Genomic DNA, 23,758 nt, shown 5'->3' with positions numbered 1-23,758 from the left:
TCATGACAGAACAAATTTCTTTGCTCGATGATCAACTGGTGGATATGCGGTTCATCACGAAGCTAACGGGACTTACGGACAAGTGGTTCTACAAGCTCATTTCATTGGGTGAGTTCCCAAAGCCCATTAAGCTGGGCAGAAGCTCCCGCTGGCTTCAGAGCGAAGTGGAAGCCTGGCTACAGCAACGCATCGCGCAGTCCCGTCAGTAATCTATCGAACGCAATCACATCTCCCACCTGATTTAACTTCATCAGTCGTATGACCTGCACTGATGCTCTTCTTGGGACGGCTTAGCCCTGCGCGTCATCCGCCAAAGAACCAATATTATGACGATTTACGCCAAATCTTTTATCGCGCTTGATGGTAATAAGCGTCTCACGGGCGCGGTCAATGCACAGCTTCATCCTTACGACCGCTACACCTGCCATCTCTGCGGCAGTGCGCTGGTATTCCACCCTGAATGGAGTACTAACCTCCCATGGTTTGAACACACATGGGAAGACCTGACGGAGAACGGACGCCACCATTGTCCGTATGTACTCCCTAAGCCTAAGGAAGCCAGGCGGGTGCGCATGCTGTGTCGCTATGTGCCGGATGTCTTACCGCTGGTGCGCAAGGCGGAATGGCATTGTTCTGGCTGCAATAGCCACTACAACGGTGAACGGTTTTGCCTGAGTTGCCGTACCGGTGAGCACAGTACCGAACATTGCACCGAATGAGCCTACGTTATCTGCCGCTTGCTATCTGGACATCATTACAGGATTGACACCATGCAATTTCGCACCATTCGTACCGGCCTTGACCACAAGGGCGAAGTCACTTACATCCGGGACCTGTCTCCGCGTTCAAGGGGGCCCTAGTACTGCCGCTCCTGCAACAATCCCCTGCGTCTGCACTGGACGCATGATAGCGGCGGTTATTTCGAACATGACATGGAAGATGCTGACGAACGCAATTTAATGCGTTGTGAGTACCGGGTTATTTCTCAGGACAAACCGATATCAGCCTTTGAGCAGGCAGTTAATGCAATGCTGGAACGTGATGATTCAGCCTCCGCTGAGCCCTCAAAAAAATATTATTTCTGCGTACTATGCCAGTATGAATATTATGGTTTTCGATGCTGTCCGGCGTGCAAGCAGCACATCTACAGCACGGAAGTGAAAGATATCGATATGCTAACTGTGCCTGTGACATTTGCGAAATAAAACAGGCTATTCAGTGATAAGTGTGGGTTTACCCCCAAAGAAAAATTCTGTCCTCACGACGAGGCCTGTTCGAAGGCCTCCGGGCTGACGCCGATGAGATGACTTAGGCGCCGGGATCGATTATAGAAGACTTAAATATAATCGAAGATATCGGTCCGGGCCAGATCTTGGGTATTATAGATACGTTTTCTGATCCGTTCTTTTTTCAGCGAACTGAGGAACGATTCAGCCAAAGCATTATTCTTGTAGCTGCCACGCCGGCTCATGCTCGGTGCCAGATTATTGGCTCGACAGACCCATTGCCTAGTGTCGCAGCAGTACTGGCTGCCCTGGACGCCCTTCTAAGAGTGAAGTCATTATTTGGGTACTGTTGATCTTCCGATTTTGATTTAGCAGCAGCGTTTAGACTTCACACGAAATATAGTGCTTATGGCAACGCAGTGCTTCCATTTTAGAATAACCTTCTGCTACCCGCTTTGCCACATATTCCTGTGTTCTCGCGTCTTTCCGTAATCTACCGTTCGCGATAATATACAGGACACTATTGGCTGCGCGAACACCACCACGATTAAGTCGGTTCCGGTTTGTTTTTCCGGAAGTTAACTTTTTCAGCTATGACAGAGCTCCTGTGAGAAAACAGAATTGAATCTCCTGACAGATAACCCGTACAGGTCAGTAAAGAGACAAGCCGTCAGGCCTTTGTTGAGTCACGTACACCAGTGAGGAAATGCCATTTACGCAAGTCTGTTCGATATTAATAAAGGTTCACTGGCGGAATATGCCGCTGCGCTGGAAAGTGCTGCTGCATTAAAACCTAAGTCATTAAGTTTTACCGACGCGGCAAACAGCATTTCATTACTATAACGCTCACCGCAGCACGTCATCAGTGCATTTCGGATATCAATATTTATGATCACAAGACTTTTCATAACAATGATTCATTATTATAAAAATGAACACGATGCGGCAGGATTAAAAATGGCTCCGAATGGGAGCCGTTGATGTTTTTAGCCCTTCATCGCCGCATAGCGCTTGCGGTACTCCCCCGGCGGAATGCCGTTGTGTTTGCGGAACACCTTCGTGAAGTAGACCGGGTCGCTATAGCCGACCGACAGCGCTACTTTATTCAGCGGCAGCGTGGTGGTCTGCAGTAGCCACTTTGCCCGACTCACCCGCTGCATCTCGCGCCAGGCGTAGATGGTCTGCCCTAACTCATTCTTAAACAGGTGCGCCAGTCTGGAAGGCGACAGGAAAACCATCGCTGCCAGCGTCTCAATTTTCATCTCCTGGGCAATATTTTCGTTCAGGTAATCACAGATGGCGTTGATGCGCGGGTCGTGGGCATGGCGGTTGCTGATCGGCTGTAGCTGGAAGCAGCTCAAAATGAGCCTCTCAAGCGCGTTCATCGCCAGCGCTTCGGCGAGCGGGGCGGTATCATTGTGGTGATGGATAACCTCATAAAAAAGATCGCGTAGCGCCTGCTGCTGCTGGGGATCGTTGACCGTGGTTTTGCCAATACTATGGGTAGTGTGGTCCCACTTCAGCCAGTCGACCCAGTAAGGACGTGGAATAAAGTAGATCCACAGGTGGTCCCAATGTTCGCTGTGCTCATCGCGCCCGTAGTGGTGTGGCACGCCAGGCGGAAACAGCAGCAGTTCGTTTTCGCCAAACAGCAGCGCCCCTTCTCCCGCCTTCGCGCGCGCCTGGCCGCGCAGGGTCAGGTTGATGATATAACCCTTCATCCCCTGCGGGCGGTTGATGTAGTAGTCGAGCTTTGAACCGCGAGTAATAGGCGTAAAGCCAGCGACGACCCAGGCGTTGAAGGTGAAGGTTTTTATCAATGGTGAGAAGTGCAAAAACGCTTTGATATCTAACTCCATAACTCCTCCGCCCGTTGCCGTTAACTTTCAATGATACTAAATTCCCAGCCTTTGAGACGCAATGGCTCGCCGAGCGTCACCGTTCTACCGCTTAACAGCTCGGTGCCGCTGGTTTCGGCGAGCATCTCTTGACTATCGCCGCTGTAGTTAAACAGGAAGTGAATGCGTTTGCCGTCGCGGTTACGCAGGGTCCTAGTAATTAACGGATAGCGGTAGGCTGACGAGCGCGAACGGAGTTCCAGTCCGTCGGTCAGGGTGTCAAACAGCTGGCTAATCAGCGCCTTGTGCGGCAGGAAGCCAACGTACAGCGCCCGGCCTTTGCCGTAGTCCGCTTCGGTCGCCGCCGCATACTCGCTCCAGGCCGGATGCTGATAGCGCAGCAGCATGCGGGTACCCGGCGCAGGCGTTAACAGCTCCATCCACAGCTCGGCGGCGTTGTGTTCGCGGCAGTCCAGGGTCGAAGTACAGGCGGCAACGGTCACGTCCTCCGGCAGGGTGAACTGACTGTAGGTGACGCCACATGCACTGTGCAGAATACCCGGCTGCACGCTGCTGCGCACCTTCACATTTTCATCGCTGAAGCCTGACTTAAAGCCAATCAGCGCCCGTCCTCCTTGCTCAACGTAGCGGTTAATCCGCGTGAGCAGACCATCATCGGCGGCGTACAGGCCGGGTACGATTAGTGTTTTATAGCGCGACGTCACCTCGGTGACGTCGTTGATGATATCCAGTGCGATATTGTGGTCATACAGCGCGTCGTGGAAGCGGCGGAAAATATCGTTATAGACGTTGCCCTGCGCGTCGCCGGGGCGGAACTGATTGAGCGCATCCATGGCTTCATTGTTAATCAGCAGCGCCACGTCGTTTTCCGCGCGCAGCCCCGCTAGCTGAGGCGATAGTCGGGCGAAATCAGCGCCGATGGTGGTCGCTTCCTGCCAGGTCGCGTTGCGGGAAAAGTCATGGCTCAGCAGCCCCTTCCAGTAGGTTTCAAATGAATTGTGGATAGAGTGCCAGTGCCAGTACGAGACCATCGCCGCGCCCGACGCCACGTGGCTAAAGGCCTGGAGCCGCAACTGGCAGGGGAATGGCGTCCACTGGGCAAAGCCTTGCGCCTGGGTTTCCAGCACGAAGTAGTTATTGCCGCCTTTTAGCCCGCGGGTAATGGCGCCGCCGAAGGCAATTTCTCGTCCGGTTAAATGCTTCTGGCTGGGGTGATAAATATCGACCCCAGCAATATCCAGCGCTTTGGCCGCAGCAAAGTGGTCCACGCGCGGCTGGACGCCAAACGAATAGCCGCGCCATTCGAAATCAAAGTTGTGGGTGACGAACTGGTGCGGTTGCGCGTACTCGCGCACGATCTCTGCCTGCCACGCCAGATACTCAGTGACCTGCTGGCGCTGATAGCGCGAGAACGCGCAGGCGAGGCTGGCATTGATGGTGTTTTCTACCGGCGGGAAGTCATCCCAGCTGTCGATGCGGTTGCTCCAGTAGTCGAGGCCGAAGTCGCGGTTCAACCGATCGAGGCTGGGATATTTTTCCTGCAAGCTGCGCACAAAGCCTTCCTGCATATAGCGCCCGACGTTGTCGTAGTGCTTGGTTTCGTTATCCAACTGCCAGCCGATAATCGCCGGATGATTCTGCACATGGGCCATCAATGTGCGGAGAATGTTCTCTGCATAGCGGCGAAAAGTGGGGTTCACGATGTCCATAATCTGCCGCGGGCCGTACTTTTGCTGGCCTTCGGCAGTGGTCACCAGAATGTCAGGGTGCTTCGCCACCAGCCATGCCGGTACCGCGTAGGTCGGCGTACCGATAATCACCGCGATCCCCGCCTGGTGCATGGCGTTCAGCACGCGGTCGATGTGGTAGAAATGATATTCGCCTTCCTGCGGCTCCAGCGTACTCCAAGTAGATTCTGCGATGCGCACCACGTTGATGCCTGTCTCTCGCATCAACGCGATGTCCTGCGCAAGGCGATCCTCCGGCATATATTCGTCGTAATAAGCGACACCGTAATATAAATCAGACATGCGGTTACCTCGTGTCATTAGTGTGTGGTTGCGGTCTGCAGGGCGAAAAATCGCGCCTTATCCAATGTGATAAAGGAGAGCAGGGTGAAGCACAGGGCGATGCCGCCCAGCACGATGTAACTGCTGGTGAAACCCATGCTCTGATACATATGGCCAATCCCGGTGGAGAGGAAAATAGAGCTAAAGCTCTTGGCGAACTGGAAGCCAATCAGATAAACGGTGGCGGAAAGCAGCGGATTGAAGTTGGCGGCGATATATTTCAGCGCGGCCACCAGCAGCACCGAACTCTCGAAGCCGTGCAGCAGTTTGATCAGGCTGATGGAAACCGGGCCAATCGCCCAGGCCGAGCCGATGATGCGCAGGCTCATGATCATGCCGCAGTACAGCAGGGCGTTTTTCGGACCGATTTTATTGACGAACCACGGGGCGAAGAACATGACTACCGCATCGAGGAAGATCTGCCCGGTGGTCAGATAGCCGAAGACTTCCGCGCCGCGCGCTTTGCTCTCAAAGAAGTGGCTGTAGTAGATGGCAAACTGCTGGTCGTAGGTTTCATAGACCGCGCCGACGCCGATCGTATAGATGGCGAAAAACCAGAACTTTTTCAGCTTCAGCAGCGCCACCGCGTCGTGAAAGGTGACGGGGATGGTTTTCATTTGCTGTTGACCGGCTGTGCCGGAGGTATCCACCTTGGTTTTCCAGACTATCAGCAGCAGGCAGGCGCCAGCGGCGCTGGCCAGCCAGAAAATCATGTTCTGATCGATACCGTAGAGCTTGCCGGCGGCAAAAGTGCCGATGGCTGCTCCAATACCGCCAAACATGCGCGCGCGGCCAAACTCGAAGCCGGAGGCGCGGCTGACTTTATCAATATAGGCTTCACAGATACCGCAGCCCGCGCCGTAGGCCATCCCGATATACACCCCGCCCGCCAGCGCGCCGAGAATAACGTTGTACTTCAGCAGCGGGGCGAAAACGTAGATCCACCAAGGGGCAAACAGCGTGATGATGATGGCCAGCATCCACATCAGGTGTTTACGGTAGACCAGCTTGTCGGAGATAAAACCGAACAGCGGCTGCACGCAAACCGCGATGATGGCGGTAAACGAATAAACCAGACCAACGTCGGTATAGCTGATACCGATGGTTTCGGTCAGCCACAGCGACAGATAGGGGTAGCAGCAGCCCCAGCCGATAAAGAAAAACAGGAAGAACAAGCAGCTCATAGAGTAATTTTTATTCATGATACCCTCGTTTTCTCACACAGGAATCTTGTTGCAGAGACACGAGAAACGTTACCGTTTCGCATTACGAGGAGTCATAAATGTTTCGCTATCAACCAGTAATAATCTGCTGCGGCGAGACGAGCGTGAACTGCTTCACATTATGCGAGGATACACGGACTCAATACTCCAACACGCGCCAATTCTTCTTGAAGGCCCTTCTTCAATAGCAACGTTGTGAGTTCTGAGGTGGGTAAGCAGTTCTGCCATTGGTAACCGGACGATAAAGCATAAGTCCAAAGATCTGGGCACTGGCAGATGTGCCTTTGGCTCGATTTCCCTGCCATATTCATGGATGTTGATTTTCTGCTGCCCAAATTTAAGTGCCGTTCTGTCTGCACCGAACAGAATCACTTCCATACCAAGCACGTCGCGATAGAAATCGACACAAGCCTGCCGAGCGCGGGTAGTCAGAACATGATGGTCAAGATGAGAAATCATGATGATAAGCCCATTCATTTATTGAAGACTGTCTGGGTATCCTAGGTGTGCAGAAAAATGCATCTTTACTACCGAATGTGATATGTACCGAAAAATATATCCAGCTAATCAAGAAATTTTAGAACCACATGCTCATTCATACTTTACCCTAAGTTTCATCACTGTCTTTAGCTTATGACACAGGAGATGTAATACACCTGAAGCTCATCTTGAATCTGTCGTTCGGTAAAGCCCCAGCATAATGGCGAAACCAATATCAAGATGAGCTTCCTGCTTTTATCGTTGTTTCAGAGTGATCCTTCGTCTGGAATACAACGCATCCAGAGATAGTTGGAACTTATACTCCCCAGCCTTCAGCTTTCTCGATTTAAGCATCTTCATCGTAACACCGCTGATCTGTCCTGCTTCCACCCTTCTCTGAATTTCACCTGCGCTCAGCATGAGCTGCTGCTTCAAAACCGACAACAAGCTGACCTGAAATGAACGGGAAATCCTGACACTAACGCGGACCCACTGGTGGGCGGTGATGCTTACCGGCCAGCGCTCCTGAACGGTAAAATCAGGCCGACCCGATAGCTCCGCATTGTTCCGCTTCAGCATCGCGATATCACTCGCAAAGTGCTGTACCGTGACGGCATCGTTTGTCATTAGCCGATGATAAAGCTGGCGGTCGATTTTGCTGACGTGCAGGCGCGAAAACAGGGAGATATTCCAGGTGTAATGACAGTGTGTGCATTTATAGATACTCCACACGTCCAGCACCTTCTTTTGCGAATTAACCCGAAATGCACCTGACGGCGTGAAGTCCCGTTTAATGTTGCATGAAGGACATCGCTTCGCGATGCGCTGATGCCCCACAGGCGTGACAGTCCATGTAACTTTCATAACGTACCTTTTTTAACCCATACAAAACCGGATCCGTACTGAACGGACCATGAATGTTTATGTATGAAAAATATTTAAGAGATATTTTTCAGTGGGTTAAAAAAAGATTTCCAACGCAAAAATCCTATAGATAGTCAACGAGATAAGTCGAGACTATCAAAATGGCGCTAATCGGGTAAATGAGTTCAATCAATATTTATGGTGGTTAATCACGCTACTTAAACCCGGGAATTCCCTGACCGGGATGTAATTGCATTTATGGCTCATCAGAAGCAATTATCTCTCCAGTTCTCATGAGCGCCTATCAATTAGCGGTACTGGATAGTTCCACATTGTTTATTATTTGAGTGTGTATTATTCGAATGGCATTATTTAAATAAACGCTAAACAACCATTTATTTAATATGGATATACTGATTTTATTCGTTAACCTGTTCTGGCTAACAAACGAACAGCTCCCCAGCAGGAAACTGTCAACTCGGAAGGAAAACGTTTAGCCGCTTGTGGCTTGTTCTTACCGCCTTAACCGTTACGTTAGCTCCATGGCAACTAACCTTGCTCATAAGTGCCTTGCTTGTGGAATGATTCTTTTTTCATTGTGTAGCAGCCTGTGCAGGCGGCTCTTTTTCAGGAGGCAGCATGCCACTCAATAAAATGAAGCGTCATGCCATACTCCACACGCTCTCTATACCTGAACGTAAACTACGCCCCTTAAAATGGCTTGCTCTTATCTCATCCCTGCTCGTTATATTACAACTGGCAATTGAGAGCCTGGTCATAAGCGAATAACGGAATAGCAATTCCTGTACAAAGACCAAATCTGGAATGATTTTCTGATATCTGTCGGGTTCAGAGCACAAAACTTAATGTATTTTTTTTCCAACAACACAATCATTACGTAGAGTTGTGCCTCTGTTGAGTTTCATAGGTAAAGACCTGACTGACAGAATCTGAATAAGGAAATGAACCATGGATAACTATACGCTGCATCGTGGCAGACTTATCGACCATATCCAGCTCGTGGTAAACGACTTTGCCGCAAGCAAAGCGTTTTACACAGCAGTTCTGGCGGAACTTAAGATCCCCCTGGTTATCACCGATGACGATTATATCTGGGCTGACGAACTGGTCATTTCGTCCGTAAAAAGTTCGGAGTCTGGAGGGGTGTCTACAGGACGGCACCATCTGGCCTTTCAGGCCGCAGACCGTGAATCGGTGAACGCGTTTTACCACGCAGCACTAAATCATGGCGGACGTGATAACGGCGCACCTGCCGAACGAACCTATCATCCCGGATACTATGCCGCTTTTGTTCTGGATCCGGACGGTAACAACATCGAAGCTGTTTACCATGGTGAGGGCGATCGCAGTGCCCGCTCTGTAGAAATCAGCTTCACTGTCTGAGAAAACAGGGAGCATATTTTCCCCTGTAGCTCCCGGTAACCGCAATGGAGAGCTTTATCTATGACCGTTATTCCGGTATCAGCCCTTGAATGCAGCATTACTGAGCTGTGCCGTATTCTTGCAGACAGCTTTAATGAATCATTGACACCGTTTGCGTTGCCACCGGAAATGTTTGCCTCACGTTTCATTACCGAAGGACTCAGCCTTGAAGACTCGTTTGTCTGGCTGGTCAATGATAACCCGGCGGCAATAGCCATCGTAACCCGCAGAATGGACAAAGCGCGTCTGGCAGCATTTGGTGTGTTACCCGAGTACCGGAGCCAGGGACTGGCAAAACAGATGCTTACTCCTCTGTTTACCTCCTTAAAAGAGAAAAAGTTATCCAGCGTGAGGCTGGAAGTGATGCGCGAAAATACCCGGGCCATAGCTCTCTATCATGCGCTCGGTTTTCAGGTTCGCCGACATCTGTGCAAATACCGGGGAGATCCACAGTCTCGTCTGGAAATACCTTCAGGGGATATGGAATCCAAGGCTGTTGATGACTTCCTGCGTACCGTCTGGTCTGCACCAGATGATGATCTTCCCTGGCTGGCCAGCCCCCTGCAGCTCTTGTCTATTCCCTGCGACATCCTCAGGGATGACGAACATGCATGGTGTGCTGTCGCGAAGTTCATGGGACAACCTCAGCTCCGCTGTTTGTTTGTGGAACCGGTGTATCGTTACCAGGGACGGGCTAAAAGAATGCTTCAGAAAATGAATGCCAGATGGCCTGGCATAGGCACATCAGCAGCGATCCCAGAAACGCTGGCACCATTATTTACTGCGGCGGGTTATCAGGCTGAACCGTTATGCCAGTTTGAAATGGAACTGACATTTTAAACTATCGTTATGCTGCGTTCCGCATGACAGGAGAACAATGATGAGTTGCAAGTTTGAATGGATCAATGAGCCCGCCGTATGGTGCTACGAAAATAACGCCCTGTCGGTAATCACAGATGAGCATACTGATTTCTGGTGCCGTACCTGGTACGGGTTTGAGCGTTTTACCGGCCACATCTACGCTACTGACGTAACAGGGGATTTTACTTTTCAGGTCAGGATCCGCGCAAACTTCACCACACTCTATGACCAGGCCGGAATTATGATTCTCTCTGACGAACAGCACTGGCTCAAAGCTGGCATCGAATTCAACGATGGCGCACCTGCAATCGGGAGTGTACTCACGCAGGGATATTCCGACTGGGCTACAGGACTCTTTCCTGGGGGATCCGAAGGAGTTCTGGCTGCGTCTGACCCGTAAAAAAGATGCGTTACGACTGCAGTACTCCTCAGATGGACAGCACTGGCCATTACTTCGCTTATGCCATTTCCCTACGGGCCCTGTAAAAACGGGCATCATGTGTTGTACACCTCAGCGCAAGGGGTTGCAGGTAGAATTTCTTGATCTCAGACTGACTCCTGCGATGGATAAGGAACTGCACGATCTAAGTTGATAATAACCATTCAATAATAAAAAACGGAGAACCCGTTTATGAAGCCATTTTCGGGACGCATTGGCAGGTATGGCAGCGTGCTATTATTTCCACTGGCGATGATCATCTACGATTTTTCAGTCTACCTGACAACGGACCTTATTCAGCCGGGCGTCATTAACATTATAAATGAGTTACAGGCGGATGTTACGCTGGCTCCAGCATCAGTCAGTTTGTATATGGCAGGCGGACTGGCACTACAGTGGCTCCTGGGGCCACTCTCCGACAGGATTGGCCGCCGCCCGGTCCTGCTCACGGGTGCAATGATCTTTGCCTTAGCCTGCCTGAGCATGCTGTTTGTCACCTCGATCGAACAATACTTCGTCGCCCGCTTTATTCAGGGCACCAGCATCTGTTTTATCTCCACCGTTGGTTATGTATCAATACAGGAGGCCTTTGATGAAAAAGATTCCATCAGGATCATGGCTGCGCTGACCTCCATTGTTCTGCTCGCCCCAGTTATCGGGCCGGTGGCCGGCGCTGCGCTGATGGCGTTCATTCACTGGAAACTGCTCTTTGCCATCATCGGTGCGTTTGGTCTGATAGCATGGTTCTTACTACTGTTCAAAATGCCGGAGACAGTTATATCTCAGGGAAGAGAATTCAAACCGGGTGAAGTGCTGTCAGATTTCATCGAGGCATTTCGCCATCCAGTGGTGCTGACCGGCTCACTGGCAGTCGCTTTTGGTAACCTGCCTATCATCACCTGGGTAGCGCTCTCCCCTGTGATCCTGATTGAGCACGGGGGTATGTCTCCCGGTACCTATGCCTGGACACAGGTGCCCGTGTTTAGTGGGATCATTATCGCCAGTGCGATCGTAGCGAATTTTATCAAAGACCCGACTTCACCGCGTTTTATCTGGGGTACTGTCCCGATACAGCTTGCTGGCTTGCTGGCTTGCTGGCTTTGCTGGTCGGCAACCTGCTATGGCCACACGTCTGGCTATGGTCAGTACTGGGAACGAGCTTTTATGCCCTGGGTATTGGACTGCTCTATCCGGTGCTGTTTCGCTTCACGCTCTTTTCTCATAACCTGCCAAAGGGCACCGTTTCTGCCACGCTAAATATTCTGGCGCTCGGCATAATTGCCCTTAGCATTGAAATAACCCGCTGGGTTTACTTCCATGCCGGCGGCAGGATTGCTATCCACGGCGCGGCGCTGCTGGCCGGTATAGCCGTCATCATATCAGTTGCCCGCCTGCTTAAACTACGTGGGCAGCATCAGAGCCAGTCAGTATCACCGGCAGGCTGTCAGGAACAATAATACAAATGTAAGTAAGGAGGGGTTATGTTTTCTTACGTGATGCTGGGTACTAGCGATCTGCCACGCGCCATCCAATTCTACGATCCGTTGATGGAATTGCTTGGGTATCCAAAGGCAGGCCGGAATGAAGAAGGCGCGTCCTGGGGCACATTTAGTGCGAATACCACGACTGGCCTTTGCGTGGGCCGACCATTTGATAAACAACCGGCGTCCGTGGGTAATGGGACCATGGTGGCATTGAATGCTGTGTCCGTAGAACAGGTACAGCAGGCGCACACTCTCGCTCTGTCGCTTGGCGGTACGAATGAAGGGGGGCCGGGATATCGCCCCCAGTACGGTGACGGGTTCTATAGTGCCTATGTACGCGATCCGGATGGTAATAAACTGGCGTTTGTGTTCTACGATTTGGTGGAGTAACGGATGTGATATCGAAGACCTGCAGGGCTAAAATGTCTCAACCACTAGCGATCTTTCGAAAGAATCATTAATTGTTCGATTTCAACTGGTTGTTTAAAATCGTTGCCCCGTTGATTTTTACAAAAATAAAAAATTGACGTGATCAGCTTCTCAATTTTGGCACTCAAACTAGACAAGCTAATCCTGAGCATGTTAGTTATTTAAGCACGCAAGAGAACGGATTTAAATATAAACAAAGTTTAAACCCCTCTCAAATTGCAAAACAAATTAACTGATAATGATTTAGATTTCTGAACCATTATCGCAATGGGTATGTGAATAGAAAGCCCTCAGAGACGTGAGTCTCTGAGGGCTTTTTTTGTTTTTTTATCTTGTTAAGGAGTAAATAAATGTCTAAAGAACGCCGTCTCTCAAAGATTTTTGCAAAAGATGGTAAATCAGTGACATTAGCGCTGGATGGTTACTATTTTTCCACGAAAACAAATGGTATTGATAATACGATAAACCAACTGCCGGCATTGGTTGAGCAAGGGCTGGATTGTGCGTTGGTCACGTACGGCATGCTGAAAAATTTTCGTGAGCCATTAAATTCGGTTCCTGTTGTATTACGCGTCGATAGTACAGTCAGTATTTTTGATAATACCGTTCCCGATACTACCCCGATGTTTACCGTTGAAGATGCATTAAAAGTCGGCGCTGAAGGTGTCGTCTGCATGACCTTCCCGGGTGCCTTCAACGAAGAAAAAACGCACATCATGGCAATGCAACTGGCACAGGCCGCAGACCGCTGGAACGTGCCGCTAATTGTCGAATCACTTCCCTATGGCTACCCCGTGACCAGCGACGACTCGAACAACCCGGCAATTATCGCCGCCTCGGCTCGCGCCGCAGTGGAACTGGGGGCCGATGTCATCAAAACACGTTTTACAGGTACAGCGGAAGACCGCTTGATCGTCGAAGCGGCAGGCGTTCCCGTCCTTGCACTTGGGGGCCCAAAAACCGGCATTGATGGTTACTTCAAGTTTGTTCTGCACTGTATGCAGGTTGGGGCTAAAGGGGTGGCAGTGGGTCGAAATATCACTCAGGACCCGCGACCAGACAGAGTGGTCGCAGGCCTGAATGCTATCGTCCACGAAAATGCCTCTGCGGAAGAAGCATACAGCCTCTATATGGCTAAATAACATCGGATACTAATATGTTTTTAAATAACACCATCATTCCTTCAGTTAGAAAGTATAAGCATTTTGACAAGGCATTATCCTGTGCATCGGAATATGTTCTGTTGTCAGAGGCCAATATCGGCAATCTGCAATCACTGATAGGCAAATGTCATCAAAATGGTAAGAAGGTTCTGGTCCATCTGGAGTTACTCGGCGGGTTTAAACCCGATCAGGCTGGGATCAATTTACTGAAAAGTTATTATAAAGTTGATGGTGTTATTTCTTCCAATCTCTCCGCCCTGCGCTATGCAAAAAAAGAGGGGTTATTGACTATTTTTCGGGTGTTACTTATCGATTCTCGATCGCTGGATCAGTCTATCGACATCGTTAAACATAACCCGCCGGATGCAATAGAAATCTTACCTGCTGAATATGCCTGCCAGTGCCTGGAATTGATTAGCCGAAACTTAAATGGCTTTGACGTGATATTCATCGCCGGAGGCTTTGTAAAGCGGAAATACCTTGTAGATAAAATATTCCATGCCGGGTTTAAAGGAATAACCACCAGCGAGCCGGGTTTATGGTAACCAATAAGGAGTCCACGGTAATGAAAGATGAATATGTAATGGGTATCGATAATGGCGGGACAGTCACTAAGGCGGCTATCTACGATCGCAACGGCAGCGTGGTTTCTATCGCGTCAAAATCCACCCAGATGCTGACACCCAGGGAATTTCATACCGAACGCGATATTACCGAGCTGTGGGCGGCTAACATCGAGGTCATCAAAAAAGCGATTGAGCAATCAGGGATCGACGCCAGTAAAATCAAAGGAATCGCCGTCACCGGACATGGGAACGGTTTGTATCTGGTAGATGAAGCTGGCAACCCGGTCCGCAACGGCATTATCTCAACCGACAGTCGGGCAAAAGAGTACGTAGAAAAGTGGCAAAACTCACCCGAGTTTTTGACCGACATCCTGCCTAAAACCATGCAGTCAATCTGGGCCGGACAACCCATTGCTCTGCTGGCTTGGCTGAAGGATAACGAGCCGGAGGTGCTGCAGAAAGCACATACCATTTTTATGGTAAAAGACCTGATCCGCTTCTACCTGACCGGAGAGGCTTATCTTGAGCTTACTGACCTCTCCGGGACCAATCTGATTAACGTAAGTGACCGCAAGTATGACGATGAACTACTGGCATGGTGGGGGCTTGCTGACCTGCGCGCGAAATTGCCCCCCGTCAAACTGTCCACGGACTGCTGCGGTCGGATAACCGATGAAGTCGCCCGTCAGACAGGCTTATGCGCAGGCACCCCCGTCTCTGGCGGCGTGTTCGACATTTCCGCCTCGTCTGTCGCCTCCGGGATTAATACCCTCAATAAGCTGGCTATCATCACCGGAACCTGGAGCATCAATGAATATGTGACTGACCATCCGGTTATCGACAAAGATCTGTTTATGACGTCGATTTACCCGATCGACGGTAAATGGCTGATAACCGAAGCCAGCCCGACCTCTGCCAGCAATCTTGAATGGTTTATCAATAATTTCATGGAGAACGACCGGGAAACCGCTGCTGCTCAGGGATCTTCCGTCTATGAGTTGTGTAACTCGCTGGTCTTATCCACGACGCCAGAAGAAAGCCATCTGCTGTTCTTTCCTTTCGTATTTGGCTCTAACACCATTCCCGATGCCTCAGCAGGCTTTATTGGGGTGAACAGTTTCCATAAAAAAGCGCATTTCCTGCGCGCGATTTACGAAGGTGTGGCGTTCAGCCATCTCTATCACACCGAACGTTTACGAAACATCAATCCGGATTTGAGTCGCACCATACGAATTGCTGGGGGGGTCACCAACTCGCCGGTCTGGCTACAGGTCTTTGCCGATATCTTCCAGTGCACGCTTGAGATTGTCGATGTTAAAGAGCACGGCACACTCGGAACCGCAATGACAGCCGCTGTCATGATTGGCTGGTTTGATGATGTCTTCGCCGCGTCCAATGAAATGGTGCGCGTCGCGCGTACCGTGACGCCGAATCCGGCCCATCAGCAAGTGTACCAGGACAAATATCAGCTCTACAAAAACCTGTTATCTGAAATGCAGTCCCCATGGAAAAGCTGCAGTAACTACATCACGCATTAAGTGAGGAATGAATGGATCTAAATCTGAAACACCGCACAGCCATCGTCACCGGTGGAGCCACGGGGCTTGGCCGGGAATTTGTCCTTTCCCTGGCTAAAGAAGGCGTCAATATCTGTTTCACGTACCTGCGTGATGAAGAGTGCCCGGAATTACTGATTGAACAGGTGAAATCCACCACTGACGTCAAAATTATTGCGGTGAAAACCGATCTTGCCGATGAGAAAAGCCGGGAGCATCTCTTTGCGGCCTGCATTGAGCAGATGGGAAAGGCCGACATTCTGGTCAATAACGCCGGTATCTGGCTCAGTGGTTACGTTACCGAGATAACCCCACAAGACTGGGACTTGGTAATGAATGTGAACCTGAAAGCGGTATTCCATTTAAGCCAATTGTTTGTGAATCACTGCCTGCAACAAGATCAGGCAGGCAGCATTTTGAATATTACCTCACAGGCTGCATTCCATGGATCCACAACCGGCCATGCCCATTACGCGGCCAGTAAAGCGGGCCTGGTAGCTTTCTCTATCTCGCTGGCAAGAGAGGTAGCAAAACAAAATATCAACGTGAACAACATCGCTGTCGGGATTATGGACACCGCGATGATCCGTAAAAATATTGAACAGGACCCAGCCTATTACGTCAGCCGGATTCCAGTAGGTCGGGTAGCTCAGCCAAATGAAATTGCCGACATCGGGGTCTTCATGGTTTCTCCTAAAACCAGCTATATGACGGGAGCAACTGTGGATGTCACCGGCGGTATGTTGATGCGTTAATCTATGGAGAATCACTATGAAATATCTGGCAATTGCCGATCTTTTTATCAACAAAGCGATGATGGAAGCAGGTCTTAATGCGCTCAGGGATAAAGGTATCGACGTTGAAGTTCGTGAATGGTCGCATGATTCGATCGAAAAATTGCAGGAGGATAATCTGCGGGTCGAGCAGGAAGGCGCAGAAGCGGTTACGTTACCCGCAGCCTTACTCGAGGGTGCTGACGACGTTGAAATCCTGATAACCCAGTTTGCTCCGGTCAATACGGCAGTGCTGGATAAACTGCCAAAGCTCAAATACATCGGGGTATTGCGAGGGGGCGTTGAAAACGTCAACCAGCAGGTCGCACTGGCCCGGGGAATTGAGGTAATGAACACGCCGGGGCGCAATGCCCGCAGCGTGGCGGAATTTACGGTCGGGATGATGCTGGCCGAAATGCGCAATATTGCCCGTTCTCATGATGCGTTACGCGATAAGTTCTGGCGTAAAGACAGCCCGAATCATCAGGCTATTCCAGAGCTTGGCGGTAAGGTTGTCGGTCTGGTTGGCCTGGGTCATATTGCTCAACTCGTCGCGGGTTTTCTTAGCGCCTTCGGCACGGAAATTATCTTTTATGATAAGTACGTCTCCGGCCACGAACGCTATGAGAAAGTCGATACCCTTGACGAGCTGGTAACACGGGCTGACGTTGTCTCACTCCATGCCCGTATGACGCCGGAAACCGAAAACCTGATCAACGCACACCATTTCGGGTTAATGAAAAGCAGCGCCATTATTGTTAATACCGCGCGCTCCGGGCTAATCAATGAACGCGATCTGATTGACGCTCTACAGACCGGAAAAATCATGGGGGCGGCGCTGGATACTTTCGACGATGAGCCGTTACCTGACGACAGCGCGTTTTATTTACTGAATAACGTCACCATCACCCCGCATATTGCGGGCAGTACGCTCGACGCCTTCAGTAATTCACCCAAACTATTTGCTGAGATCTTGCTGAAGAAACTCAGTTAAATATAAAAAAGACCTTTAAGGTTTTTATACAGCCCATTGGGCTCGGCTTCGCTCGCGCCCAATTCGGCCGCCTTGTTAAGGAATCATTATGGATATTATCAACAGCATTATTAGTCTGGGGGCATCAGTCATGATGCCAGTAATATTCTTTATTATCGCACTTTGCTTTGGGGTAAAAATCGGTACGGCATTTAAAGCGGGGATGCTGGTCGGTATTGGGTTCGAAGGCGTCGGCCTGGTAATTGGCCTGCTGCTGACGAACATTGGCCCTGCATCACAGGCAATGGTCGAGCGCATCGGCCTGCAACTGAATGTCGTCGACACCGGGTGGCCGACCGCTTCAACGATTGGCTGGGGCTCTCCGCTGATGCTGCCTGTCGTGGTCGGTTTTATTGTCATCAATCTGGCCATGCTACTGCTCAAATTAACCAAAACGGTGAATATCGATATCTTCAACTACTGGATATTCCTGATCATGGGCTCGGTCGTGTATGCCGGAACCGGTAACTACTGGCTTTCTGTTGGCATAACATTTGGTATTTTTGTCTTAACGTTACTGGCAGCAGATTTAACCGCCCCGTATTTACAAAAAAATTATAATCTAAAAGGGATTTCTTTCCCTCACCTTACCTGTATAGCCTACGTCCCCTTTGGCATAGCCTGTAATTACATTATTGATAAGATTCCGCTTATCAATAAAATTAATTTTGATCCGGAAAGCATTAATAAAAAGTTCGGTGTATTTGGTGAGCCGTTAACGCTGGGTTTCGTACTGGGATTGCTGCTGGCATTCCTTGCCGGGTATGACGTTTCGGCTGCCGTTTCGCTGGCAATCAAGGTCTCCGCGGCGATGCTGCTGTTGCCAAAAATGATTGAAATACTGGTGCAGGGATTGCTTATCGTCCGTGATGCCGCAGAAGCAAAATTGAAGGCCAAATTCCCTGACCGTGACTTTTATATCGGCATGGATACCGCGTTATTGATTGGCGAACCTTCAGTCCTGGCCACCGGACTGCTGTTGATCCCGATGGCCGTAGTGCTGTCTATCATTCTGCCCGGTAACCGCGTTCTGCCATTTGTCGACCTCGCTTCATTGATGTTCCTGCTGGCGATGGTCACGCCATTCTGTAAACGCAATATGTTCCGCATGTTCATTAGCGGCACGCTGATCGTCAGCTGCATTTTGTACGTCGGAACGGACATTTCTAAGGAATACACTCAGGCGGCGGTTAACTCCAACATTCCGGTGCCGGAGGGAATGTCTGAAATTACCAATATTGTCGGGGGGGCGACCACACCGGTTGGCTGGCTGGCAGTGAAGTTTGGGGAGTTTTTCAGTACTGCGCCTTAATTCAGAGTCACAACACAAACAGAGGGCAATCCCCTGCCCTCTGTTTCTTTTTAAACATTTCAGAAAAATCTTCAACTGAATGACATATCAACCAGAGCATTCCTTAGAAAAAGATGACTTCAAAAGAAAAATCTTGCTATGAAATTTTCTGTATATGACTCATTTAACTTCGTCTCCAAATTGTGTTTTTTTTGAAAATAGAATTAACATCAAGCTCACGCTATTAATATCCCCATCCATTAAACCAGTTAACTACCCTGTTCTTTTCTCTTAGGGACATTAACTTACAAACGCCCACGTATAATCACGCCTCTCCCGAATAACGAGCTGTTCATTGTGATGGTATACATGCGTTCATTTCATGGTATTTCCTCGCATCATGAGAGTCGTTATAACTAACATCATTGAAGCGCCAACATTTCTTCGAAGGAGTGGATAATGAAAGTGCTGAGCAAAAGACAAATATCGCTGGTAAATCAATTAGCTCAGGAAGATGGTTGGCTAAGCACGGCTCAGGCCGCGAAAATCCTTCATATCTCAGTGAGCACGCTCAGAAGAGATGTTGATGCTATCAACGACTTTTTCGCTGATAAAGGCAATCACATACTCTGCAGACCTGGCCTGGGCATGAGGCTGGATGCAAGTGAAATAGTGTCTTTGCCAGTTACATCTCCAGACGAACATGTTGCTAACATATTAAAAAGCAAAAGACTCATTGGCATCATCACTGATTTGCTGACGCACTCACCCACGCCATTATCCATTACTTTTTTGTCAGACAAGTATTTCATCAGCCGCTCCTCAATCGTAGAGGATTTAAATAAAATTGATAAATGGCTGGGCAGTTTTTCACTTGTGATGATAAAGAATCATACGGGAACGTATGTTGAAGGTAATGACTATGATATTCGCATGGCTCTCAAGGAGATCATAACACATAGCGTATTATGTAATTATCAGATGACCGATAGTCGAATCGACAGATTTTCTCGTGTACAACTCATAAAAGAGTTTGGTAAAGAAAACGTCGCGAACTGTATCAACCTCATCACCTTCATAGAAGATAAATTAGCATGTGCAATCAGTGAACCTTACTACACCAATCTTTTTTCACATTTACTGGTCACCATCAGACGAATGGAGAAGTGTCATCCTCATACCGATAACGAGAAGATTCCAGTTCATGATAATAAAGAATGGAAAGTTGCAGTTAAAGCAATATCATGGCTAGAGGGAAAGTATACATTTTCCTTTCCAGAGATTGAAATTAACTACATCTATCAGTATCTGATTTCATCTGGAAAAGATACGACCTTAACCAACCTTCCAGATAACGATTTTCAGGATAAAGAGGCGGTAAGTTATGCCATAAATCTGACAAGTGACATCTCTCAGTCGCTTAAATGTGATTTAATATCAGACAAAACACTGTTGAACTCTCTGGTCATGCATATTAAGCCGATGCTAAATCGACTAACTTACCGGATAATTATTCACAACCCTCTTCTTGATGAAATAAAAAAAGAACTCTCAGATGTTTTCGCTGCTGTCAGAAGCGCCACTATAAAAATAAATAACTATGATAAACACGACCCCCCTTCAGAGGATGAAGTTGCTTATTTAAGCGTTTATATTCAGGCAGCAATAGAAAAGGTTAAAGAGAACAAAAAAATTATCCTTGTCTGTTCAAGTGGAGTCGGCACATCGCAGCTTCTGTATAGCCGGATCACCAAAGCATTCCCGGACTGGGAGATTGTCGACATTGTGCCTGGAAGCAGGCTTAAAAAAACATTATCTGAAAAGAAATGTGACTTAATCATTTCAACGGTGAGGATAGAAGAAATGATGATCCCTGTGGCATATGTATCCGCTCTTTTTTCAGCAAAAGATATTATTCGCGTGACGGAAACATTATTCACCGAACGCAACTCTCAGGAGAAATAGCATGTTAGATAAAATTGTTTTAAGTGATCTATTAAGCAAAGCCTGCGTGATAACTGATATGCAGGCGAACAGTAAAATGGATGTCATTGAGCAACTGACGCAGTCGCTATGCGAAGAAGGTGTAATCGATAATAAACAAGGTTTTATCGCTGACGTGCTTGCAAGAGAAGCACTGGGGTCAACGGGTTTCGAAAATCAGATTGCTATTCCACATGGAAAATCTCAGTGGGTTAAAGAAACAAGAATTGCTGTTGCCAGGCTAAAGGAGACTGTTGACTGGGAAACCATGGATAGTTCCGATGTCAAACTGGTGATTCTGTTTGCCGTGAAAGACGTCGACAGCGGAGCGGGACACATAAAAGTGCTGGCCCGTATATCAATTGCATTAGGAGATGATGACGTCGTCGACAAATTACTTAATGCCAGCTCACAAGAGGAACTGTACCGGTTAATTCTCAGCAATACCGGGGAGTAGCATCCTTACAAGGAGAATAAAATGAAAATCATTGCAATTACCGCCTGTCCAACTGGCGTTGCACACACATACCTTGCTGAAGCAAACCTCAAAAAGAACGCCTGTAAAAAAAGCATTCCCTTACTTGTTGAAACGCATGGCGCTGTTGAAAGTGAGTATATTTTTACAGATGATGATATCAGGCAGGCGGACGTAGTTTTAATCGCCGCTGATAAGTTTATTGATCTCTCGCGCTTTAATAATAAAAACATTATCCGCGTCTCGGTAACGCGTGCAGCGAAAGATGCATCTGGGTTACTGGATGATATTGTTTCTGGAAAATTACAGCCTGAACGGTATCTTGCGTCAGATATTTCGGAAAAGCAGTCACAAAAAGATACGGATAAATCTCTCGTTTCCCAGATTTATATTCATCTTATTACCGGCGTTAACTTGATGATTCCGTTCGTGGTTGCCGGTGGCATTCTGATTGCCCTGAGTTTCTCATTTGGCATTACCGCTGCAACACCTGGCGATCCAAATTTCAGCCCTGTTGCAAAAATGCTTTCTGATATCGGTGGGGGTGCCGCTTTTGCCCTGATGCTGCCCATTCTTTCACTTGGCATCAGTAAATCAATTAGCGGCAATATGGGCATGGTTTCCGGGGCCGTTGGCGGCATGATGGCGATACAAACGGGTTCGGGATTTCTCGGAGCACTACTGGCCGGATTCCTGGCGGGATATATCACGCTGCTGATTGTGAAATATATCAATCTCCCTAAGTCCGTGGCAGGCCTGAAGCCGATACTGATCGTCCCGTTACTGAGCGTTTTTATTACCGGTGCGTTGATGGTGTTAGTCATTGGCGAGCCCATTAAGTTTCTTCTCGACTCGCTAACCTTATTTCTTCAGAACCTCGGGAATACCAACGCAGCCATCATGGGACTTATGATAGGCATGATGGTGGCCTTCGACATGGGAGGACCGCTGAATAAAACCGTCTGTATGTTTGCTATTGGCCTAATGTCGACAGGTATCTATGAACCGATTGCCGCCTGCATGGCTGCTGGCATGGTACCGCCGTTAGGCATTGCGCTCGCCACCACGCTGTTTGGTCGTAAGTTTACCCGTCAGGAAAGAGACACCGGCAAAGTCACCTATGTTCTTGGCCTGTCTTTTATCACGGAAGGTGCAATCCCTTACGCAGTAGCTGATCCGCTACGTGTCATCCCTGCCATTGTTGCAGGGTCCGGGCTTGCAGGGGCCCTCTCTATGGCGCTGGGATGTGCATCAAGAGCCCCGCACGGTGGCGTATTTGTCATGTTTATTCCGAATGTGATCACCCATGTTGTCAGCTATATCGCTGCTATTGCTGCAGGCGCATTACTGACGGCCCTTATTCTTCGTTTTATTAAGAAAGACAGCCCTGAAACTGTACAGGAGATGTAACCATGCTTATGAATATGAAAGACGTTTTATCCATAGCTCAGCAAAATAAATTTGGCGTTGGCGCATTCAATATTGCCTCTGCCGAGTTTGCCAGGCTCGTCATTGAGGTTGCAGAAAAACTTCGTTCACCCGTCATTCTTGAAGTGCATCCTGATGAGCATGAATTTACCGGGGATGATTTTATTTACTATCTTCGCGAACTGGCGATTAAGGCAACGGTGCCCGTCGTCATCCATCTGGACCACGGGCAGACACTGGAACAGGTTATGCGGGCCATTCGCACCGGCTATACATCTGTCATGATCGACGCCTCAGCCCTTCCATTTGAGGAAAACATTGCGATCACACGCCATATTACCGAAGTGGCCCATGCTGCGGGCGTATCTGTTGAAGCGGAACTCGGCACGATAGGTGTGGCTGAGGGCAGCAGCGAAGGCGGACACGCTGAAATCCTTTATACCGATCCACAGCAGGCTGAACAGTTTGTGAGAGAGACAGGAGTCGACACGCTAGCGGTTGCGATTGGAACCTCACACGGATTATACCCGGCAGGAAAACAGCCGAAACTGGATATCGAGAGACTGAAAGCCATTAAGCAGCGACTGAGCATTCCTCTGGTTCTGCACGGTGGTTCAGGTAACAAAGATGCTGAGGTGGCAGAATCTGTCCAGCACGGTGTCAGCAAAATCAACATTTCCAGCGATATGAAAAAAGCATTCTATATTGCACTGGAAGAAGAACTGAAATCAGGAAGTCATGAACCTAACGCTCTATACCTTAAGCCAATGGATGCAGCGAAAGAGATTGTGATCCAGAAGATGGATTTATTCTCCTCCATCGGCAAGGCGGCGCTTTACGGCTAAGAAGGCAAGGCGATTCAATAAGGGAGCCCTGACAGGCTCCCATCGGGATCACACTTTTCATCCTTGGGTATTCACTTACTAAAATTAGGTGTTATCATTCACCCCGTAAATACCTTTCAACTCAACCCGAGGCTTTGATGCTGGAGAATGTAATCATCCGATAATCAGCTTCCCGACCTTTTCAGGCCGGACTGATTATCAATGCGCCGAAATCGAATGCGGACACCGCGGTGTGTTTGCACGTTTTGCACATGATGATTAAACAGGT

Annotated in this window: 20 protein-coding genes and 5 pseudogenes; 18 read left to right on the top strand and 7 right to left on the bottom strand. The window is 49.0% G+C overall.

Annotated elements, in window-relative coordinates:
• Nucleotides 1–2: 2 nt before the first annotated feature.
• The 3 genes and pseudogenes from AB4K05_RS02115 to AB4K05_RS02105 form a co-directional block, all read left to right on the top strand.
• On the top strand, nt 3–209 hold the full coding sequence (locus AB4K05_RS02115; protein ID WP_032682063.1) for an AlpA family transcriptional regulator: 207 nt from the start codon (nt 3–5) through the stop codon (nt 207–209).
• 117 nt (nt 210–326) lie between these two features.
• On the top strand, nt 327–719 hold the full coding sequence (locus AB4K05_RS02110; RefSeq protein WP_072040327.1) for a putative zinc ribbon protein: 393 nt from the start codon (nt 327–329) through the stop codon (nt 717–719).
• 156 nt (nt 720–875) lie between these two features.
• Nucleotides 876–1,205: pseudogene (locus tag AB4K05_RS02105) on the top strand (putative zinc ribbon protein); the annotation flags it as partial.
• Between the two features lie 53 nt (nt 1,206–1,258).
• On the opposite strand, the pseudogene AB4K05_RS02100 reads toward AB4K05_RS02105, so the two are convergent.
• The 7 genes and pseudogenes from AB4K05_RS02100 to AB4K05_RS02070 form a co-directional block, all read right to left on the bottom strand.
• Nucleotides 1,259–1,537 (bottom strand): annotated as a pseudogene (locus AB4K05_RS02100) (IS3 family transposase); the annotation flags it as partial.
• A 70-nt stretch (nt 1,538–1,607) separates the two neighbouring features.
• Nucleotides 1,608–1,808: pseudogene (locus tag AB4K05_RS02095) on the bottom strand (IS110 family transposase); the annotation flags it as partial.
• Between the two features lie 131 nt (nt 1,809–1,939).
• Nucleotides 1,940–2,134: a hypothetical protein gene (locus AB4K05_RS02090; protein WP_140418745.1), complete on the bottom strand. Its 195-nt coding sequence runs from the start codon at nt 2,132–2,134 to the stop codon at nt 1,940–1,942.
• A 78-nt stretch (nt 2,135–2,212) separates the two neighbouring features.
• Nucleotides 2,213–3,085: an arabinose operon transcriptional regulator AraC gene (araC, locus tag AB4K05_RS02085; RefSeq protein ID WP_032681788.1), complete on the bottom strand. Its 873-nt coding sequence runs from the start codon at nt 3,083–3,085 to the stop codon at nt 2,213–2,215.
• A gap of 20 nt (nt 3,086–3,105) precedes the next feature.
• Entirely contained in the window at nt 3,106–5,115 is a 2,010-nt protein-coding gene (locus AB4K05_RS02080) for a beta-galactosidase (protein ID WP_032681789.1), read from the bottom strand.
• Between the two features lie 17 nt (nt 5,116–5,132).
• Nucleotides 5,133–6,356, bottom strand: a complete 1,224-nt coding sequence (locus tag AB4K05_RS02075) for an oligosaccharide MFS transporter (protein WP_368478375.1) — start codon at nt 6,354–6,356, stop codon at nt 5,133–5,135.
• Between the two features lie 756 nt (nt 6,357–7,112).
• The gene (locus AB4K05_RS02070) at nt 7,113–7,721 is read right to left on the bottom strand and encodes a DUF1062 domain-containing protein (protein ID WP_368478374.1); all 609 of its coding nucleotides are present in this window, start codon (nt 7,719–7,721) and stop codon (nt 7,113–7,115) included.
• Between the two features lie 969 nt (nt 7,722–8,690).
• Here AB4K05_RS02070 and AB4K05_RS02065 point away from each other — a divergent pair.
• The 15 genes and pseudogenes from AB4K05_RS02065 (at nt 8,691) to AB4K05_RS01995 (ending at nt 23,490) form a co-directional block, all read left to right on the top strand.
• Entirely contained in the window at nt 8,691–9,125 is a 435-nt protein-coding gene (locus AB4K05_RS02065) for a VOC family protein (protein ID WP_138110046.1), read from the top strand.
• Nucleotides 9,126–9,185: 60 nt separating this feature from the next.
• Entirely contained in the window at nt 9,186–10,004 is an 819-nt protein-coding gene (locus AB4K05_RS02060; RefSeq protein WP_368478373.1) for a GNAT family N-acetyltransferase, read from the top strand.
• 40 nt (nt 10,005–10,044) lie between these two features.
• Nucleotides 10,045–10,618 (top strand): annotated as a pseudogene (locus AB4K05_RS02055) (DUF1349 domain-containing protein).
• 38 nt (nt 10,619–10,656) lie between these two features.
• Nucleotides 10,657–11,921: pseudogene (locus AB4K05_RS02050) on the top strand (MFS transporter).
• 24 nt (nt 11,922–11,945) lie between these two features.
• The gene (locus AB4K05_RS02045; RefSeq protein WP_032681803.1) at nt 11,946–12,338 is read left to right on the top strand and encodes a VOC family protein; all 393 of its coding nucleotides are present in this window, start codon (nt 11,946–11,948) and stop codon (nt 12,336–12,338) included.
• A gap of 389 nt (nt 12,339–12,727) precedes the next feature.
• Nucleotides 12,728–13,519 (top strand): class I fructose-bisphosphate aldolase, encoded by a 792-nt coding sequence (locus tag AB4K05_RS02040; protein WP_032681805.1) that lies wholly within the window; start codon nt 12,728–12,730, stop codon nt 13,517–13,519.
• A 14-nt stretch (nt 13,520–13,533) separates the two neighbouring features.
• Nucleotides 13,534–14,085, top strand: coding sequence for a glycerol-3-phosphate responsive antiterminator (locus AB4K05_RS02035; protein ID WP_311132729.1), 552 nt, complete (start codon nt 13,534–13,536; stop codon nt 14,083–14,085).
• 20 nt (nt 14,086–14,105) lie between these two features.
• Nucleotides 14,106–15,644, top strand: a complete 1,539-nt coding sequence (locus tag AB4K05_RS02030; protein ID WP_368478372.1) for an FGGY-family carbohydrate kinase — start codon at nt 14,106–14,108, stop codon at nt 15,642–15,644.
• Nucleotides 15,645–15,655: 11 nt separating this feature from the next.
• Nucleotides 15,656–16,417, top strand: coding sequence for an SDR family NAD(P)-dependent oxidoreductase (locus tag AB4K05_RS02025; RefSeq protein WP_059356766.1), 762 nt, complete (start codon nt 15,656–15,658; stop codon nt 16,415–16,417).
• 16 nt (nt 16,418–16,433) lie between these two features.
• Complete coding sequence (locus AB4K05_RS02020; protein ID WP_368478371.1) at nt 16,434–17,429, top strand: 2-hydroxyacid dehydrogenase; 996 nt, start codon at nt 16,434–16,436, stop codon at nt 17,427–17,429.
• Between the two features lie 88 nt (nt 17,430–17,517).
• Nucleotides 17,518–18,780, top strand: coding sequence for a PTS galactitol transporter subunit IIC (locus AB4K05_RS02015; protein WP_001546979.1), 1,263 nt, complete (start codon nt 17,518–17,520; stop codon nt 18,778–18,780).
• A gap of 438 nt (nt 18,781–19,218) precedes the next feature.
• Complete coding sequence (locus AB4K05_RS02010; protein WP_368478370.1) at nt 19,219–20,724, top strand: transcription antiterminator; 1,506 nt, start codon at nt 19,219–19,221, stop codon at nt 20,722–20,724.
• 1 nt (nt 20,725) lies between these two features.
• A complete protein-coding gene (locus AB4K05_RS02005) occupies nt 20,726–21,199 on the top strand; it encodes a PTS sugar transporter subunit IIA (RefSeq protein WP_032681816.1) in 474 nt (157 codons plus the stop codon).
• A gap of 21 nt (nt 21,200–21,220) precedes the next feature.
• Nucleotides 21,221–22,627 (top strand): PTS fructose transporter subunit IIC, encoded by a 1,407-nt coding sequence (locus AB4K05_RS02000; protein WP_368478369.1) that lies wholly within the window; start codon nt 21,221–21,223, stop codon nt 22,625–22,627.
• A gap of 2 nt (nt 22,628–22,629) precedes the next feature.
• Nucleotides 22,630–23,490: a ketose-bisphosphate aldolase gene (locus tag AB4K05_RS01995; protein ID WP_040018505.1), complete on the top strand. Its 861-nt coding sequence runs from the start codon at nt 22,630–22,632 to the stop codon at nt 23,488–23,490.
• The last annotated feature ends 268 nt before the right edge of the window (nt 23,491–23,758 follow it).

This window comes from Kluyvera sp. STS39-E, from assembly GCF_040932435.1.
Lineage (GTDB): Bacteria > Pseudomonadota > Gammaproteobacteria > Enterobacterales > Enterobacteriaceae > Kluyvera.
This window is presented reverse-complemented; position numbering and strand designations above follow the sequence as displayed.

Coding starts and splice junctions, on each gene's coding strand:
- AB4K05_RS02115 (WP_032682063.1), top strand. CDS start 3: ATGACAGAACAAATTTCTTTGCTCGATGATCAACTGGTGGATATGCGG.
- AB4K05_RS02110 (WP_072040327.1), top strand. CDS start 327: ATGACGATTTACGCCAAATCTTTTATCGCGCTTGATGGTAATAAGCGT.
- AB4K05_RS02090 (WP_140418745.1), bottom strand. CDS start 2,134: ATGAAAAGTCTTGTGATCATAAATATTGATATCCGAAATGCACTGATG.
- araC (WP_032681788.1), bottom strand. CDS start 3,085: ATGGAGTTAGATATCAAAGCGTTTTTGCACTTCTCACCATTGATAAAA.
- AB4K05_RS02080 (WP_032681789.1), bottom strand. CDS start 5,115: ATGTCTGATTTATATTACGGTGTCGCTTATTACGACGAATATATGCCG.
- AB4K05_RS02075 (WP_368478375.1), bottom strand. CDS start 6,356: ATGAATAAAAATTACTCTATGAGCTGCTTGTTCTTCCTGTTTTTCTTT.
- AB4K05_RS02070 (WP_368478374.1), bottom strand. CDS start 7,721: ATGAAAGTTACATGGACTGTCACGCCTGTGGGGCATCAGCGCATCGCG.
- AB4K05_RS02065 (WP_138110046.1), top strand. CDS start 8,691: ATGGATAACTATACGCTGCATCGTGGCAGACTTATCGACCATATCCAG.
- AB4K05_RS02060 (WP_368478373.1), top strand. CDS start 9,186: ATGACCGTTATTCCGGTATCAGCCCTTGAATGCAGCATTACTGAGCTG.
- AB4K05_RS02045 (WP_032681803.1), top strand. CDS start 11,946: ATGTTTTCTTACGTGATGCTGGGTACTAGCGATCTGCCACGCGCCATC.
- AB4K05_RS02040 (WP_032681805.1), top strand. CDS start 12,728: ATGTCTAAAGAACGCCGTCTCTCAAAGATTTTTGCAAAAGATGGTAAA.
- AB4K05_RS02035 (WP_311132729.1), top strand. CDS start 13,534: ATGTTTTTAAATAACACCATCATTCCTTCAGTTAGAAAGTATAAGCAT.
- AB4K05_RS02030 (WP_368478372.1), top strand. CDS start 14,106: ATGAAAGATGAATATGTAATGGGTATCGATAATGGCGGGACAGTCACT.
- AB4K05_RS02025 (WP_059356766.1), top strand. CDS start 15,656: ATGGATCTAAATCTGAAACACCGCACAGCCATCGTCACCGGTGGAGCC.
- AB4K05_RS02020 (WP_368478371.1), top strand. CDS start 16,434: ATGAAATATCTGGCAATTGCCGATCTTTTTATCAACAAAGCGATGATG.
- AB4K05_RS02015 (WP_001546979.1), top strand. CDS start 17,518: ATGGATATTATCAACAGCATTATTAGTCTGGGGGCATCAGTCATGATG.
- AB4K05_RS02010 (WP_368478370.1), top strand. CDS start 19,219: ATGAAAGTGCTGAGCAAAAGACAAATATCGCTGGTAAATCAATTAGCT.
- AB4K05_RS02005 (WP_032681816.1), top strand. CDS start 20,726: ATGTTAGATAAAATTGTTTTAAGTGATCTATTAAGCAAAGCCTGCGTG.
- AB4K05_RS02000 (WP_368478369.1), top strand. CDS start 21,221: ATGAAAATCATTGCAATTACCGCCTGTCCAACTGGCGTTGCACACACA.
- AB4K05_RS01995 (WP_040018505.1), top strand. CDS start 22,630: ATGCTTATGAATATGAAAGACGTTTTATCCATAGCTCAGCAAAATAAA.